This window comes from Limnohabitans sp. TEGF002, from assembly GCF_055395845.1.
In genome coordinates, this window is record NZ_AP029224.1 from 2826158 (window position 1) to 2841238 (window position 15081).

Genomic DNA, 15081 nt, shown 5'->3' on the forward strand with positions numbered 1-15081 from the left:
CGGCTGGCCTGCGGCCATCGGTTCAGGGCGTGCAAAATCCTGGCTGGTTCAACACCTCTTCCATTCCGCCAAGCAGGACGCCCTCATGCCCATGTTCGTCGACCATTCTCCGCCTGGCAGCTGCATTTTTTGCACGCTGGTGGCCAAGGACATCCCCGCAGCCATCGTCTTTGAAGATGCGCAGACCCTGGCTTTCATGGACCTGGGTCAAGTCAACCCAGGCCATGTGCTGGTGGCCAGCAAGCGCCACGCGGCCAACTTGCTGGAACTGACTGCAGAAGAGGCCGCCGCCGTGATGCGCACCGCCCACCATGTCGCACGGGCCGTGATGGCGAGCTTTGATCCACCTGGTCTGACCTTGCTGCAAGCCAACGGCAAAGAAGGTGACCAGACTGTTTTTCACTTCCACATGCACGTGGTGCCGCGCCACGCCAACGACGGGATCACCCTGTCCTGGCCCCGCAAGGACCCGTCCCGCGAAGTGCTAGAAGACTACGCCCAGCGGCTGCGCCAGGCCATGGCCAGCCCAACTCAGCGGACGCTCTGACGCAAAGTCCGGCTGAGCAAGATCACCGGAATCAAACCCACCAGCACCAGTGCCAGCGAGGGCAGCGCGGCCTCGCCCAGGCGCTCGTCGCGAGCCAGCTGGTAAGCCACCACAGCTAAGGTGTCGCTGTTGAAGGGGCGCAACACCATGGTAGCTGGCAGCTCCTTCATCACGTCCACAAACACTAGTAGGGCGGCCGCGATTGTGGTGCGCTGCAACAGGGGCGCGTGCACGCGGCGCATCAGGCCCCAGCCGGTGACACCCAGCATGCGGGCCGAATCGTCCAGACTGGCTGGAATGCGGGCATAGCCGCTTTGCACCGACTGCAGCGCCACGGCACAAAAGCGCACCAAATACGCCCACACCAGCCCCAACGATGTGGCCGTGATCCAGGCCCCGGCAGACGATGCGGGCCAGGTTTGTTGAATCCAACCCACGGGTAACAGCAGACCGACCACCACCACCGCACCGGGAATGGCGTAACCTAAGCCCACCAGCTGAATGGCCCCCTGGCTGATGCGGTCGGCCCGGGTGCGCACGCTGAAGGCCAGCGCCAGCGCCACGCCAACCGCCAGCACCGCGGTAATCGCGCCCAGACGCAAGCTGGTCCAGGCCCACTGGCCAAAGCGCTCCCACGGCATCTCACTCGTCTCGCCCATAAAGGCGCGCAACATGATGAGAACCGGCAGCACAAAACCCAACAGCACCGGCAAGCTGCACACTGTCCAAGCCCACAAGCGATGCGTGCCGTGCAACTGCACGGGCTGTGCCTCGGCGCTGCCTTGGCGCGAACCGCGTCCTTGGTTGAAGCGCATGCGCTTTTGGGCGCGTTGCTCCAGCTGCAACAAAACCACCACCACCGCCAGCAACACCGTGGCCAGTTGCGCGGCGGCGATGCGGTTGTCCATCGACAACCAAGCTTTGTAAATGCCCGCCGTGAAGGTCTGGATGCCGAAGTAGCTGGACACGCCAAAGTCGGCCAATGTCTCCATGAGCGCCAGCGCCACGCCTGCGGCCACAGCAGGGCGGGCCAGCGGCAGCGCGATTTCGCGGATGCGGCGGGACAAAGGGGCACCCAGCAATCGCGCCGCTTCCATCAAGCCCGAGGCGCGCTCGACCAAGGCGGTGCGGGCCAGCAAATAAACATACGGGTAAAGCGAGAGCGTGAACACCAGAGCCGCGCCCCAGACGCTGCGCACATCGGGCCACAAACGCCCCTGCAAGCCCAGCGCTTCGCGCAAAGCCACCTGAAGCGGCCCGCTGAACTGCAAAAAGTCGGTGTAGGCATAAGCCACCACATAGGCGGGCATGGCCAGGGGCAGGAGCAGCAGCCACTCAAAAACGCCGCGCCCCGGAAAATCAAACAGCGTGACCAAGGCGGCGGTGGCCAAGCCCAGCACCGTCACGCCCACCGCCACCATGACGCACAGGCCCAGCGTGGTCAGTGCGTAATCGGGCAGCACAGTAGCGGCCATCTCGCGCAAGATGCTGGCGCTCTCACTGCTCCACTGCAGCCAAGAACCGAGCACGGCCAAAACCGGCAAGGCCAAAGCCAGCGCCAGCAAGGCCAAGAGCAAAGAAGGGAGACCCGATAAACGGCGGGCCAAAGAGGTCAGCATAGTCTTGGATTGTAGGAGCGCCAAACAACCTGCCTACAATCCAGAGCATGTTTCTAGAACTGCGCCAACTCGACATCCAATACCCCGGCAGCGCTACGCCCGCCGTGCAGCGGGTGAACTTGGGCCTGCGCGCGGGCGACATTGGTGTGTTGATCGGACCCTCGGGTTGCGGCAAAACCACTTTGCTGCGGGCTGTGGCGGGGCTGGAGGCGGTGTCGGGTGGACAAATTTTGCTGTCCGACCGGGTGGTCAGCGAAAAAGGCCACACCGAACCCGCTGAGCGCCGACGCATTGGCATGGTGTTTCAGGACTACGCGCTGTTTCCGCACATGGATGTGGGCCGCAACGTGGGCTTTGGGCTGGAACACCTGCCCAAGGCCGAACGCCAAAAACGCGTGACCGAGGTGCTGGAGCTGGTGGGGCTGGCGGGTTCTGACAAGCGCTTTCCGCACGAACTCTCAGGCGGCCAGCAGCAACGCGTGGCACTGGCCCGCGCTCTGGCCCCCAAGCCCGACCTGCTGCTGCTGGACGAGCCGTTTTCCAATTTGGACATCGACCTGCGTGAACGCTTGGCACACGAGGTGCGCAACATCCTCAAAGCCGCCAAGGCCACCGCGCTGCTGGTCACGCACGACCAGCTCGAGGCCTTTGCCATTGGCGACGTGATCGGTGTGATGAACGAAGGCCAGCTGCACCAGTGGGACGATGCCTACAGCCTCTACCACCGCCCGGCGACGCGTTTTGTGGCCGACTTCATTGGCCACGGCGTTTTCACGCCCGCCACGCTGCGTGAGGTGGACGGACACATTTTGGTCAGCACCCCGGTGGGCGAGTTGCGCGACGTGGCCGAATGCCCCCTGCCCTGCGCTTTTGAAGGCGGCGAATGCGATGTGCTGCTGCGGGCCGATGACATCGTGCACGACGACGATGCACCCGTGAAGGCAGAAATCATCCGCAAAGCCTTTCGCGGCTCCGAGTTTTTGTACACCCTGCGCTTGGCCAGCGGTGACTTGTTGATGGCCCACGTGCCCAGCCACCACGACCACAAGCTGGGCGAATGGATCGGAATCCGCGCCGAGGTGGACCACGTGGTGACCTTCAACCGCGCTTGCCCGGTGACCGACCGCGAGCTGTGCCAGATGCCCTGCGCCAAAGCCGAGGCCTGCGAGCACACCGACCCGCAGTACCAGCCCGTCAAATTCGTCTAAAAAGGCGCTCGGCTGGTCGAGCGACTACCTGTTGCCACGGCTGAGCCTGCAGGTGCCCAGGCTCTAAACGGCGCGAATTTGAGCCGATGCATTTACAAACTGCCGGATGGGGCTCATGATGCCATGGCAAAACAAAAGTATTCAGGGGGAGACCATGCTGGAGCCACTCAGCAACCGGCCCAAATCGGCTGCCGTCGACGACGCGCCTGTGGTGCATTTGGTGCAGCAACTGCTGGAGCAAGCTGTGGCCCTGAAGGCCTCGGATTTGCACTTTGAACCCTATGAGCACCAATACCGGGTTCGGATGCGCATCGATGGCGAGTTGCGCGAAGTGGCCGCTCCGGCCATCACCTTGAAAGACCGGCTGGCTTCGCGCATCAAGGTGCTGTCGCGACTCGACATTGCCGAAAAACGCCTTCCACAAGACGGCCGCATGAAGCTGCAGTTGGCCAGCGGTCGCGAGCTGGATTTGCGCATCAGCACTTTGCCCACCCTGTTTGGCGAAAAACTGGTCATCCGTGTTCTGGATTCCGCCCAGGCCCAATTGGATTTGAACCACCTAGGCTATGAGCAAGATGACCTGGCCCGCTTAGTAGAAGCGATTCAACGCCCGCACGGCATGGTTCTGGTGACTGGGCCCACCGGTTCGGGCAAGACCCAGTCACTTTACGCCTGCCTGAACCGGATCAACACGCCAGAGGTGAACATCGCCACGGTGGAAGACCCTTGCGAAATTCAGCTGGACGGGATCAACCAGGTCAATGTGCAAGACAAACCCGGTCTGAGCTTTGCCATCGCCTTGCGGGCTTTTCTTCGGCAAGACCCGGACATCTTGATGGTGGGCGAAGTGCGCGACCTGGAAACGGCCAACATCGCCGTTCAGGCGGCACAGACAGGGCATCTGGTGCTGTCAACCTTGCACACAAACGATGCCCCGGGTACGCTGATGCGCCTGAGAAACATGGGCATCGCCCCTTACAACATTGCGGCCAGTGTGACCCTGATCACTGCGCAGCGCTTGGTGCGCTGCCTGTGCCCTTTGTGCAAGGAACAGGTCACAGTGCCTGCGGTCGTGTTGGTGCAAGCGGGCATGCCTGCTGCCTGGTTGACCACCGATACCGTCGATATCTGGCAGCCCGTGGGTTGTGTCCATTGCTACAAGGGTTTTTCAGGGCGCACCGGGATCTTTCAGGTCATGCCTGTGAGCGCCGAGATGCAGGCCCTGATCCTGCAAGAGGCCGGCAGCCAAGCTTTGACTCAACAGGCGCAGCGCGAAGGGGTGCCCAGCCTCCGGCTGGCAGGCCTGCGCAAGGTTTTGCAAGGCATCACCTCGCTGGACGAGGTGGTGGCCAACACCCGAGACGGCGCATGAGCAAACTGCCTGTGTTTGCCTGGCAGGGGCGCGATGCCCAAGGCCGCCCCGTGCAAGGCCGTTTGCAAGCCCAAGAGGCAGGTCTGGCCCGAGCCCGCTTGCGCAGGCAAGGTGTGCAACAGTTGCGACTGCAACGCCTTTGGTTTGAAAGCCCAGCCCGGGTCAAGCCCGCCGACCTGTCACTGATGACACGTCAGTTGTCAGCACTGCTGCGTGCAGGCGTGCCCTTGATGCAGGCCTTGGACATGCTCTCGCGCAGTCAGAGCGCCGTGGCCCTGATGGAAGTGGTGCATGCCGTGCGCGACGATGTGGCCTCCGGCATGGCTTTGCATGAGGCCCTGGCCCGACACCCGAGCCACTTTTCGGGGCTTTACACCAGCATGGTGCAAGCGGGTGAAGCTGCAGGCATTCTGGACACGATGGTTGAGCGCCTGGCGCACACCCTGGAGAAAAACGAAGCCCTGCGCTCACGCGTGCGATCGGCCCTGATGTACCCCTGTGTGGTCATGGTGGTGGCCGTTGCGGTCTTGGTGCTGATTCTGGTGTTTGTCGTGCCGGTGTTCGAAGAGGTCTTCCAGTCTTTTGGTGCCGATTTACCTTGGCCCACCCAAATGGTGGTGACACTGAGTGAAGGCCTGAGCTCGGCCGGGCCCCTGGCGGCTTTGGCGCTGTTGCTGGGCTTCTGGGTTTGGCAGCGCCCTCAGGGTGCTCCAGCACGCATCCAAGCTTTGCGCGACCGTTGGCTGCTCAAGTTGCCGCTGCTCGGTCCACTGATTGGCACCGCAGTGGTCGCACGCTGGGCGCAAACCCTGTCAGCTTTGTTGGCAGCAGGCGTGCCCCTGAGCGAAGCCCTCGGGCCGGTGGCACAGGCCTGCGACCACGCGGTTTATGAACGCGTGACGACACAGCTGCAAAGGCAAGTGGTCCAAGGCAGCCGACTGAGTGAAAGCATGGCCCGCAGCGGACGCTTCCCGGACATGATCGTGCAGCTGTGCGCCACAGGCGAAGAAACCGGTGCCTTGCACAGTTTGCTGGCGCGTGCAGGGGGTTTGATGGAAACCGAAGTGGGTGACCGGGTCAACGGCTTGTCCAGTTTGCTCGAGCCCTTGATCATTGTCGTACTAGGTGGTCTGATTGGCGGTATTCTCGTGGCCATGTATTTGCCAATCTTTCGTTTGGGTCAGGTGTTCTGAGATGGTCGCCGGTGAACTCATTTGGGGCGCCGTGGTGGTGCTGGGCTTGGTGGTGGGCAGTTTTCTGAACGTGGTCATTTACCGGTTGCCCCGCATGCTCGAGGCGCAATGGGCCGAGGCCTGCCATGAACAAGCCCCCAACCACGCCTCTCAGCCGCCTGCCCAGCGCTACAACATCGCTACGCCCGGCTCTCACTGCCCGCACTGTGGTCATGTTTTGTCCTGGTCCGAAAAAATCCCTGTGCTCAGTTACCTGTGGTTGAAAAGCCGCTGCCGCCAATGCCAGGCGCCCATTGGCTGGCGTTACCCGGCCATCGAACTGCTGACGGCAGCCTTGTTTGTCTGGATTTTTCACCGCCATGGTCTGAGCACGCAAGCTTTTGCCTGGGCTGGTTTTGCAGCAGCGCTGGTGACCCTGGCCGCCATCGACGCCGACACCACACTGCTGCCAGACGCCATCACCCAACCTTTGGTCTGGTCGGGCTTGCTGGCGGCAAGCCTGAACCTCAGCGCCGTGAGCTTGCCCACGGCCTTGTGGGGCGCCGTTGTGGGCTACCTCTTTTTGTGGTCGGTTTATTGGCTGTTCAAATGGGCTACTGGCAAAGAGGGTATGGGCCAGGGCGACTTCAAGTTGCTGGCCGCACTGGGTGCTTGGCTCGGGTGGCCCGCCCTGTTGTCGGTGGTGCTGATCGCGTCCGTTTCGGGCGTTGCCATCGGGCTGTGGTTACGCGTACGCCAGCGTCTGGCCGAAGACGGCTATATTCCCTTTGGTCCCTATTTGGCCTTGGCAGGTTTGTGGGTCATGGCCTTGGGGCCCCTGCCTGTCTTGCCTGTTTAACACCATGAACACTCAGCGAATTTGGCGCATTGGCCTGACTGGCGGCATCGGCAGCGGCAAAAGCACCGTGGCGGGCATATTGGCCGCCCGGGGTGCCGCCGTGATCGATGCCGACGCGATTTCGCGCAGCGTGACCGCGCCTGGCGGACGGGCAATTGCCCCTATTGCTCAGGCCTTCGGTTCAGGCATGATCGACGCCCAGGGCGCCATGAACCGGCAAGCCATGCGCGAAACCGTGTTCCAGAATCCCGAAGCCAAAAAACAGCTCGAAGCCATCATCCACCCCTTGGTGAGCCTGATCACGGGCGAACAGACGCAAGCGGCCATGCAAAGCGGTCACCGCGTGCTGGTGTTCGATGTGCCCTTGCTGGTGGAGTCGGGCGAACGCTGGCGCAAGCAGGTGGACCGGGTGGTGGTCGTGGACTGCGATGCCGAGACCCAGCGGCAAAGGGTCATGGTCCGAAGCGGACTGGCTGCCGAAGAAATTGACCGCATTGTGGCCCTGCAAGCGACACGTGCACAACGACTGGCCTGCGCCGATGTGGTCATCTTCAACCAAGGCCTGAGTCTGGTCGAATTGGAGGCCTTAGTGACCCAAGTGGCTGCTGACTTCGGGCTATGATGGCGGCACTGGAAGAAGCCGCGTGATACTGTACGAATACCCTTTTAATGAACGCATCCGCACTTACCTGCGGCTGCAACAATTGTTCAACCGCCTGGGCCAATTGATGGGCCGCACGGAGCCGTTGGACCACCACTTTGCACTGACCACCTTGTTCGAGATCATCGAGGTGGCTTCGCGCTCGGAACTCAAATCCGATGTACTCAAAGACCTGGAACGACAAAAGCAGCTTTACAACGGCTACCGAGGCAACCCGGCCATCTCCGAAAAAGCCTTGGACGGACTGATCGCCCAGCTCGACGAGCATTTTGAAGCGCTCAACCAGATCACCGGCAAGATTGGCCAAAGTCTGAACGACAACGATTTCCTGATGGCCTTGCGCAGCCGCGCTGTGATTCCCGGTGGTACCTGCGAATTTGACCTGCCCGCCTACCATGCTTGGCAGCACCACGATGCCGCCAGCCGCACCCAAGACCTGTCGCAATGGGTTGAACCTTTTGCCCCCTTGGCCCAAGCTGTGAAGCTGCTGCTGCAAATGCTGCGCGAATCGGGCAGCAGCCAGAAGGTCATGGCCACAACCGGTCAGCTGCAACAAAACCTGCCACAAGGGCGCACTTTTCAGTTGCTGCGCCTCAAAATCGACCCCGCTTTGGGCATCACGCCCGAGATCAGCTGCAACCGCTTGCTGGTGGTGATCCGCATGATGTACCAACACAGCGACGGCAAATTGGTGGCCACCACCGACGACGTGCCATTCGAGATGACTTTGTGCGCATGAGCGACTCGAACCAGCCTTCAACAGGTTTTGAACCCCGCAAGGTGCGTTGCCCGGCCTGCGCTGGCAACAGCCTTTACAGCCCCAGCAATCCCTACCGCCCGTTTTGCAGCGCCCGCTGCAAGGGCGTGGACTTGGGGGCCTGGGCCAGCGAAGAATTCAAACTGCCCGACGACACCCCGCCAGACGAGCCGTTTGGCGATCCACGCCTGCAATAAGCCTGAGCCGATAACGCGGGATTGCTCACCTCAGGGGGACGTCAGGCGTGTGTGGCACCGCTGAAGCTGCGCTCTTGGGCCAACCACCCCAGCACCGGCACCGTTCCGGGCAACACAGGAACCACTCCAACCGGCAAGGTCTGCCAAGCATGTGATTGCGCTTCGCGCATTTGCAACTCGCCCTGCCAGTCCCACACCTTGCAAAAGTGCAAGCGCACCAAGGCGTGTGGGTAATCGACCATCTGGGTTTTCCAGACCTGCGCTTGACCGATGGTGATGCCCAGCTCTTCTTGCAGTTCACGGCGCAGCGCCTGCTCAACCGACTCACCAGCTTCGAGCTTGCCACCGGGGAATTCCCAGTAGCCTGCATACACCTTGCCCTCGGGGCGCGAGGTCAACAAGAATTCTTCGCCTTGCATCAGCACGCCCACCGCCACATCGACCACAACCCGCTCGGCCTGGCCTGCAGTGGGGTCTTGCCGCTCACGTTCGCCATCGGCGACCAGCAAATCACTCATGCGCGGTCCACGGGGCGATCGGTTTGGCGGCCCATCATGTCCCGCGCAAATTGGTAGGCCACACGGCCACTGCGCGAACCGCGCTCCAAAGCCCAGAGCAGCGCATCGGGGCGAGCGGCCTCGATTTGCGCGGGTGTCGCGCCCAAAGCGCTGAGCCACTGGCCGGCAATGGTGAGGTACTCGTCTTGCGAGAAGGGGTAGAAACTGATCCACAGGCCAAAGCGCTCGGACAGGGAGATCTTTTCTTCCACACCTTCACCGGGGTGCACTTCACCGTCGTCGGTGTGCTTGTAGGTGAGGTTCTCGCTCATGTACTCGGGCAAGAGGTGGCGGCGGTTGCTGGTGGCATAAACCAGCACATTGGGGGTCGAGGCAGCCACGGTGCCGTCCAAAATGGACTTGAGCGCTTTGTAGCCGGGTTCGCCGTCTTCAAAGCTCAGGTCGTCGCAATAGACCACAAACTTTTCGGGGCGACCCGCCACCACTTCGATGATGTCGGGCAGATCGGTCAAATCTTCCTTGTCCACTTCAATCAAGCGCAGGCCTTGCGGCGCGTAGGTGTTCAGGCAGGCCTTGATGAGCGACGATTTGCCAGTGCCGCGTGCGCCCGTGAGCAAGACGTTGTTGGCCGGACGGCCGTGCACAAACTGCTCGGTGTTGCGCTGCAACTTTTCTTTTTGGTCGTCGATTTCTTTCAGGTCAGCCAGCGTCATGGCCGCCACATGGCGCACAGGCTCCAGCACACCGTGGCCAGACGAGCGCTTGCGGTAGCGCCAGGCAATGGCCTGCGTCCAGTCGGGTGCCGACAGGGGTTGAGGCAAGACCGATTCGATCCGGTCCACCAACTGGCTGACTTTGGCCAGCAGTTGGTCCAGGGCTGAAGAAGCAGGAGAGTTCATGAACGGTAGTCCGCGTTGATGGTGACGTAATCGTGGCTCAGGTCGCAGGTCCACACGGTGTCGCTGGCGATGCCCCGACCCAGGCCCACACGCACGGTGATCTCGCTGCCCTTCATGACACGCTGACCGTCTTCTTCGCGGTACTCGGCGCGGCGACCGCCTTGCGAGACCACATGCACATCGTCCAGGTGCAGCTCGATCAGGCCCTGGTCCAGGTCTTCAATACCGGCGTAACCCACGGCGGCCAAAATGCGGCCCAGATTGGGGTCGCTGGCAAAGAACGCGGTTTTGACCAAGGGCGAATGCGCAATCGCATAAGCCACTTGGCGGCACTCTTCGCCCGTGCGGCCGCCTTCGACCTGCACGGTGATGAACTTGGTCGCGCCCTCGCCATCGCGCACGATGGCGTGGGCCAGCTGGCGGGCCACTTGCATCAAGCCCTGTACCAAGGTTTGGCCGTCTGCGCTATCGAGTGACGTGATGGGGGCATGCGCCGCCTTGTGCGTGGCGATCAGCATGAAGGAATCGTTGGTCGAGGTGTCGCCATCGATGGTGATGCGGTTGAACGACCCATCGGCCAACTGCTTGGCCAGTGCAGGCAGCAAGGCGGGATCGATGCACGCGTCGGTGGCTACAAACCCCAGCATGGTGGCCATGTTGGGGCGGATCATGCCCGCGCCCTTGCTGATGCCGGTGATGCTCACGGCCCGGCCACCCACTTGCACCTGCGCGCTGGCCGCTTTGGGCACGGTGTCGGTGGTCATGATGCCTTCTGCGGCCTTGGCCCAGTGAGCGGCTTGCGCATCAGCCAGTGCAGCAGGCATGCCCGCCACGATGCGGTCCACGGGCAACGGCTCCATGATCACGCCGGTCGAAAATGGCAGCACTTGCGCGGGCGTGCAATGCAACAAACCGGCCAAGGCTTCACAAGTCTGTCGGGCATGGGCCAAGCCCGGGGCACCCGTGCCCGCATTGGCATTGCCCGTGTTGATGACCAAGGCGCGCACCGCGTTACCAGCAGCCAGATGCTCGCGGCAAACTTGGACAGGAGCGGCGCAAAAACGGTTGCGCGTGAACACACCCGCGACGCTGGTGCCCTCGTCCAGCAAAAATACAGTGAGGTCTTTGCGGTTGGCTTTGCGCACACCTGCTTCGGCGATGCCGATGCGCAGACCTGCGATGGGGCTCAGTTGCGAGGGGTCCAGTGGGGGCAAATTGACGGGCATAAACTTCTTTCAGGAAAACACCAGGTATTTCAGTCGGCTCACGGACAAAACGGGCCGAAGCCCGTTTTGTTGGTTCGCTGCCATCAAGCGAGTTTGCCGTGGCAGTGCTTGTACTTCTTGCCACTGCCACAAGGGCAGGGTTCGTTGCGACCCACAGGTCCAAAAGCTGGCTGCATGCCCGCCATATCTGTCGTCACGGTTTGGGCCTCACCCGACTCGTCGGGTGCGGTGTAAGTCACGTTGCTGATCTGCTCTGCACGCTCTTCGATGGCCTGGGCCGCTTGCTCAATCTGATCACCCGAATCGATGCGCACGGTCATCAAGGTCTTGGTGACTTCGTTCTTGACGGCATCCAACAACTGGCCAAACAACTCAAAGGCTTCGCGCTTGTATTCCTGCTTGGGCTGCTTTTGCGCATAGCCACGCAGGTGAATACCTTGGCGCAGGTAATCCAGTGCACTCAGGTGTTCACGCCAGTGGGTGTCGATGCTTTGCAGCAAAATCATGCGCTCAAACGAGGTGAAGTTGTCTGCGCCCACGTTGTCGAGCTTGGTCTGGAAATGGGCGTTGGCAGCAGCCACCACCATCTCGAGAATCTCTTCGTCGGTGATGGCACTGGAAGCCTGGACCTTTTCCTGCAAATGGAGTGTGAGCATCCATTCGTCAGCCAGCACCTTTTCGAGGCTGGCCAGGTCCCACTGCTCTTCGACCGTCTCGGCAGGCACATACTGCCGCACCATGTCGGTGAAGCAGCCTTCGCGCAGCGCAGTGATCTGACCGTTCAGATCCACTGCATCCAGAATGTCGTTGCGCTGCTGGTAAATCACCTTGCGCTGGTCGTTGGACACATCGTCGTATTCCAGCAATTGCTTGCGGATATCGAAGTTTCGCGATTCGACTTTGCGTTGCGCACTTTCAATGCTGCGTGTGACGATGCCCGCTTCGATGGCTTCGCCCTCGGGCATTTTCAGGCGGTCCATGATGGAGCGCACGCGATCACCCGCAAAGATGCGCATCAACGGATCGTCCAGGCTCAAATAAAACCGTGAGGAGCCAGGGTCACCTTGGCGGCCCGAACGGCCACGCAGCTGGTTGTCGATGCGGCGTGACTCATGGCGCTCGGTGGCAATGATGCGCAAACCACCCAAGGCCTTGACCTGCTCGTGCACCACTTTCCATTGCTCGCGCAATTCGTTCACACGGGCTTGGCGAGCCTCTTCGGAGAGGGTCTCATCGGCTTCCACGGCCTGAATGTCTTTTTCGATGTTGCCGCCGAGCACAATGTCGGTGCCGCGACCTGCCATGTTGGTCGCAATGGTGATCATGCCGGGTCGTCCGGCCTGGGCCACGATGTCTGCTTCGCGGGCGTGTTGCTTGGCGTTGAGCACTTGGTGAGGCAACTTCTCCTGCGTCAGCAGCTGCGCGATCAATTCGGAGTTTTCGATCGAGGTGGTGCCCACGAGCACAGGTTGCCCGCGCTCATGGCATTCACGGATGTCGGCAATCGCAGCCGTGTAGCGCTCTTGTGACGTCTTGTAGACGCGGTCCAGCTGGTCTTCGCGCTGGCTCTTGCGGTGCGGCGGAACGACCACGGTCTCGAGACCGTAGATTTCCTGGAACTCATAAGCCTCGGTATCGGCCGTGCCGGTCATACCGCCGATCTTGTTGTAGAGGCGGAAATAGTTCTGGAATGTGATGGAAGCCAAGGTCTGGTTTTCAGCCTGGATCTGCACACCTTCTTTGGCCTCAACGGCTTGGTGCAAACCATCACTCCAACGGCGACCGGTCATCAAGCGCCCGGTGAATTCGTCCACGATGACGATTTCGCCTTCTTGCACCACATAGTGCTGGTCACGGTGGTAAAGGTGCTGTGCACGCAAGGCAGCGTTCAGGTGGTGCATCAGCGAGATGTTGGCCGGGTCGTAGAGGCTTGCGCCTTCTGGAATCATGCCCAACTTTGCCAAAACACCTTCAGCTTTTTCGTGGCCTTGTTCGGTCAAGAAAATTTGGTGCGCTTTTTCGTCCAATGTGAAGTCGCCAGGCGTGATCACGCCTTCACCCGTACGGGGATCAGCCTCACCTTCCTGACGTGTCAGCAAAGGCACAACCTGCTTCATCGACAGGTAAGTGGCGGTGTGGTCCTCTGCCTGGCCGCTGATGATCAAGGGTGTGCGTGCCTCGTCGATCAAGATGGAGTCCACCTCGTCGATGATGGCGTAGTTCAGTGGCCTCTGTACGCGGTCATGGGCTTCGTAGACCATGTTGTCGCGCAGGTAGTCAAAGCCGTATTCGTTGTTCGTGCCGTAGGTGATGTCCGAGTTGTAAGCAGCTTGCTTTTCTTCTCGGGACATCTGAGCCAAGTTGATGCCCACCGACAAGCCCAAAAAGTTGAACAGCTTGCCCATCCAGCGTGCGTCGCGGCTGGCCAGGTAATCGTTCACAGTGACCACGTGCACGCCCTTGCCCGCGATGGCATTGAGGTAAGCGGGCAACGTGGAGGTCAGAGTTTTGCCCTCACCTGTGCGCATCTCGGCGATCTTGCCGTTGTGCAATGCAATGCCGCCTGCCAGCTGCACATCGAAGTGCCGCATCTTCATGACGCGCTTGGAGCCTTCGCGCACCACAGCAAACGCTTCGGGCATCAAGGCATCGAGTGTTTCACCTGCGGCAAATCGCTCGCGGAAGGCCTGCGTCTTGCCGCGCAGTTCGTCGTCGCTCAATGACTCCAAACCGGCTTCCAGGGCGTTGATGCGCTCCACGGTTTTGCGGTATTGCTTGAGCAGGCGGTCGTTTCGGCTGCCGAAAATTTTGGTGAGGAATGGGATGGCCATGTCTATAAGATCCACCTTCAGCCCAAGGCTGAGAAACAGACCGTCTATCCTGTCTAGTAAAAAGATTCAAAACAAACCAGGCCTGCGGGTTGTACCCCCAAGCCCCCTGCTGTCCTCCACAGAGTTCAGCATAACTGAACGATTTTAGCCTCTGTCCAAGCCCGATTTTTGTCTCCCGAACCCAACCTTCCGTGCTGCCGGATAATGACCCGTTACCGTTTTCTCCATGCAAAGACGCCACCAAGCCATTCCCCTTCAGCAGGCTGCGCAAGAGTCCCCCACTTTGGCCCGCTTGGCCGATCTGGTGCGCGAGTCGTCTGCGCGTTTCCAAGCGATTCGCAACTTGTTACCCGCGCCCTTGCGGGCCAGCGTGCAAGCTGGCCCCATCGAAGACGGCTGCTGGTGCCTTTTGGTCAGCTCGAATGCGGTGGCGGCCAAATTGCGCCAACTCCAGCCAGCGTTGCAGGCCCATTTAGCCCTCAAGGGATTAAGCGTCACATCGATCCGCATCAAGGTGCAAAACCGGGTGCCTTGATCGCCCGGCATCGCGGATGTCGTGCCAGCGTTCAGCCCAAGAAAAAAGGCCCTGATCAATGATCAGGGCCTTTTAGGGTTTTGGTGCCGCTTGTCGGATTCGAACTGACGACCTACCGCTTACAAGGCGGGTGCTCTACCAACTGAGCTAAAGCGGCACGGGCTAGATTCTACCGTGATACAGGCCCGTCTCCGGACTTGAACGTGTTAATTTTTTCACTTGACCCGCTTCAAGGCGGGACGTGGGGAGCTGGGGGTCGGTGGCGTTGGCTCTTCGCCCTCGCCATCGTCCACTTCATGCAGGTTCACAGCCGTCAACGTGGGCGCAGCAACCGAGTCGTCTTCACTCACCGGAAAGGCCATGCCTTGCCCGTTCTCACGTGCATAAATGGCCATGACACGGTGTATCGGCACCATGATGTCACGAGGTTTGCCACCAAAGCGGGCTTTGAATTCGATGAATTCATTGCCCAACTTGAGCGAACTGGTGGCATCCATGCTGACGTTCAGCACAATCTCGCCGCCTTGTACATATTCGCGCGGCACCTGCACCGATGGGTCCACCTTGACGGCCACGTAAGGCGTGAAACCGTTGTCGGAGCACCAGTCGTACAGGGCCCGAATCAAATAAGGGCGTGTGGAGGGCAGTTCGGTGCTGCTGATCATGGTGGACTTCCCCGA

The 15081-nt window shown here is 60.8% G+C and carries 14 protein-coding genes, 1 tRNA gene and 1 pseudogene; 9 read left to right on the forward strand and 7 right to left on the reverse strand.

Annotated features, from left to right (window positions below; all coding sequences use genetic code 11):
• The first annotated feature begins 85 nt into the window (after positions 1-85).
• Positions 86-547 (forward strand): HIT family protein, encoded by a 462-nt coding sequence (locus ACZ5SR_RS14160; protein WP_464449272.1) that lies wholly within the window; start codon positions 86-88, stop codon positions 545-547.
• Here the strand turns inward: ACZ5SR_RS14160 and ACZ5SR_RS14165 are convergent.
• Positions 532-2166, reverse strand: a complete 1635-nt coding sequence (locus ACZ5SR_RS14165; protein ID WP_464449273.1) for an ABC transporter permease — start codon at positions 2164-2166, stop codon at positions 532-534. The two genes, ACZ5SR_RS14160 and ACZ5SR_RS14165, sit on opposite strands and share 16 nt — an antisense overlap.
• Positions 2167-2213: 47 nt before the next feature.
• On the opposite strand from ACZ5SR_RS14165, the gene ACZ5SR_RS14170 reads away from it, so the two are divergent.
• The 7 genes and pseudogenes from ACZ5SR_RS14170 to ACZ5SR_RS14200 all read left to right on the forward strand — a co-directional run bounded on the left by ACZ5SR_RS14170 (position 2214) and on the right by ACZ5SR_RS14200 (position 8392).
• On the forward strand, positions 2214-3374 hold the full coding sequence (locus ACZ5SR_RS14170; RefSeq protein WP_464449274.1) for an ABC transporter ATP-binding protein: 1161 nt from the start codon (positions 2214-2216) through the stop codon (positions 3372-3374).
• A gap of 184 nt (positions 3375-3558) precedes the next feature.
• Positions 3559-4746: pseudogene (locus tag ACZ5SR_RS14175) on the forward strand (GspE/PulE family protein); the annotation flags it as partial.
• On the forward strand, positions 4743-5939 hold the full coding sequence (locus ACZ5SR_RS14180) for a type II secretion system F family protein (RefSeq protein WP_464449275.1): 1197 nt from the start codon (positions 4743-4745) through the stop codon (positions 5937-5939). The pseudogene ACZ5SR_RS14175 and the gene ACZ5SR_RS14180, both read left to right, overlap by 4 nt.
• Position 5940: 1 nt before the next feature.
• Entirely contained in the window at positions 5941-6777 is an 837-nt protein-coding gene (locus ACZ5SR_RS14185) for a prepilin peptidase (protein ID WP_464449276.1), read from the forward strand.
• A 4-nt stretch (positions 6778-6781) separates the two neighbouring features.
• Positions 6782-7399: a dephospho-CoA kinase gene (gene coaE, locus ACZ5SR_RS14190; protein WP_464449277.1), complete on the forward strand. Its 618-nt coding sequence runs from the start codon at positions 6782-6784 to the stop codon at positions 7397-7399.
• A 22-nt stretch (positions 7400-7421) separates the two neighbouring features.
• Complete coding sequence (gene zapD, locus ACZ5SR_RS14195) at positions 7422-8177, forward strand: cell division protein ZapD (protein WP_464449278.1); 756 nt, start codon at positions 7422-7424, stop codon at positions 8175-8177.
• Positions 8174-8392, forward strand: coding sequence for a DNA gyrase inhibitor YacG (locus ACZ5SR_RS14200; protein ID WP_464449279.1), 219 nt, complete (start codon positions 8174-8176; stop codon positions 8390-8392). Before zapD ends, ACZ5SR_RS14200 begins: the two co-directional genes overlap by 4 nt.
• A gap of 41 nt (positions 8393-8433) precedes the next feature.
• Here ACZ5SR_RS14200 and ACZ5SR_RS14205 read toward each other — a convergent pair whose 3' ends face one another.
• From ACZ5SR_RS14205 to secA, 4 genes are all read right to left on the reverse strand, one after another.
• Positions 8434-8910, reverse strand: coding sequence for an NUDIX domain-containing protein (locus ACZ5SR_RS14205; RefSeq protein ID WP_464449280.1), 477 nt, complete (start codon positions 8908-8910; stop codon positions 8434-8436).
• A complete protein-coding gene (locus tag ACZ5SR_RS14210) occupies positions 8907-9809 on the reverse strand; it encodes an ATP-binding protein (protein ID WP_464449281.1) in 903 nt (300 codons plus the stop codon). The genes ACZ5SR_RS14205 and ACZ5SR_RS14210 overlap by 4 nt, the downstream gene beginning before the upstream one ends.
• Positions 9806-11035 carry a bifunctional glutamate N-acetyltransferase/amino-acid acetyltransferase ArgJ gene (argJ, locus tag ACZ5SR_RS14215; RefSeq protein ID WP_464449282.1) on the reverse strand — a complete coding sequence of 410 codons (1230 nt, stop codon included), beginning with the start codon at positions 11033-11035 and terminating at the stop codon, positions 9806-9808. The genes ACZ5SR_RS14210 and argJ overlap by 4 nt, the downstream gene beginning before the upstream one ends.
• An 83-nt stretch (positions 11036-11118) precedes the next feature.
• Positions 11119-13866: a preprotein translocase subunit SecA gene (secA, locus tag ACZ5SR_RS14220; protein WP_464449283.1), complete on the reverse strand. Its 2748-nt coding sequence runs from the start codon at positions 13864-13866 to the stop codon at positions 11119-11121.
• 226 nt (positions 13867-14092) lie between these two features.
• Here secA and ACZ5SR_RS14225 point away from each other — a divergent pair, with 226 nt between their 5' ends.
• Complete coding sequence (locus tag ACZ5SR_RS14225; protein ID WP_464449284.1) at positions 14093-14401, forward strand: DciA family protein; 309 nt, start codon at positions 14093-14095, stop codon at positions 14399-14401.
• A gap of 81 nt (positions 14402-14482) precedes the next feature.
• Here the strand turns inward: ACZ5SR_RS14225 and ACZ5SR_RS14230 are convergent.
• Together ACZ5SR_RS14230 and ACZ5SR_RS14235 are read right to left on the reverse strand one after the other, a co-directional pair.
• Positions 14483-14558: transfer RNA gene (locus ACZ5SR_RS14230), tRNA-Thr, on the reverse strand.
• Positions 14559-14616: 58 nt separating this feature from the next.
• The gene (locus ACZ5SR_RS14235; protein ID WP_464449285.1) at positions 14617-15066 is read right to left on the reverse strand and encodes a ClpXP protease specificity-enhancing factor; all 450 of its coding nucleotides are present in this window, start codon (positions 15064-15066) and stop codon (positions 14617-14619) included.
• Between the last annotated feature and the right edge of the window lie 15 nt (positions 15067-15081).

Excerpts from the sequence above, each read along its gene's own strand:
- ACZ5SR_RS14180 (WP_464449275.1), top strand. The coding sequence starts at position 4,743 with ATGAGCAAACTGCCTGTGTTTGCCTGGCAGGGGCGCGATGCCCAAGGC.
- coaE (WP_464449277.1), top strand. The coding sequence starts at position 6,782 with ATGAACACTCAGCGAATTTGGCGCATTGGCCTGACTGGCGGCATCGGC.
- argJ (WP_464449282.1), bottom strand. The coding sequence starts at position 11,035 with ATGCCCGTCAATTTGCCCCCACTGGACCCCTCGCAACTGAGCCCCATC.
- ACZ5SR_RS14235 (WP_464449285.1), bottom strand. The coding sequence starts at position 15,066 with ATGATCAGCAGCACCGAACTGCCCTCCACACGCCCTTATTTGATTCGG.
- ACZ5SR_RS14185 (WP_464449276.1), top strand. The coding sequence starts at position 5,941 with ATGGTCGCCGGTGAACTCATTTGGGGCGCCGTGGTGGTGCTGGGCTTG.
- ACZ5SR_RS14160 (WP_464449272.1), top strand. The coding sequence starts at position 86 with ATGCCCATGTTCGTCGACCATTCTCCGCCTGGCAGCTGCATTTTTTGC.
- secA (WP_464449283.1), bottom strand. The coding sequence starts at position 13,866 with ATGGCCATCCCATTCCTCACCAAAATTTTCGGCAGCCGAAACGACCGC.
- ACZ5SR_RS14200 (WP_464449279.1), top strand. The coding sequence starts at position 8,174 with ATGAGCGACTCGAACCAGCCTTCAACAGGTTTTGAACCCCGCAAGGTG.
- ACZ5SR_RS14170 (WP_464449274.1), top strand. The coding sequence starts at position 2,214 with ATGTTTCTAGAACTGCGCCAACTCGACATCCAATACCCCGGCAGCGCT.
- ACZ5SR_RS14210 (WP_464449281.1), bottom strand. The coding sequence starts at position 9,809 with ATGAACTCTCCTGCTTCTTCAGCCCTGGACCAACTGCTGGCCAAAGTC.
- ACZ5SR_RS14205 (WP_464449280.1), bottom strand. The coding sequence starts at position 8,910 with ATGAGTGATTTGCTGGTCGCCGATGGCGAACGTGAGCGGCAAGACCCC.
- ACZ5SR_RS14225 (WP_464449284.1), top strand. The coding sequence starts at position 14,093 with ATGCAAAGACGCCACCAAGCCATTCCCCTTCAGCAGGCTGCGCAAGAG.
- ACZ5SR_RS14165 (WP_464449273.1), bottom strand. The coding sequence starts at position 2,166 with ATGCTGACCTCTTTGGCCCGCCGTTTATCGGGTCTCCCTTCTTTGCTC.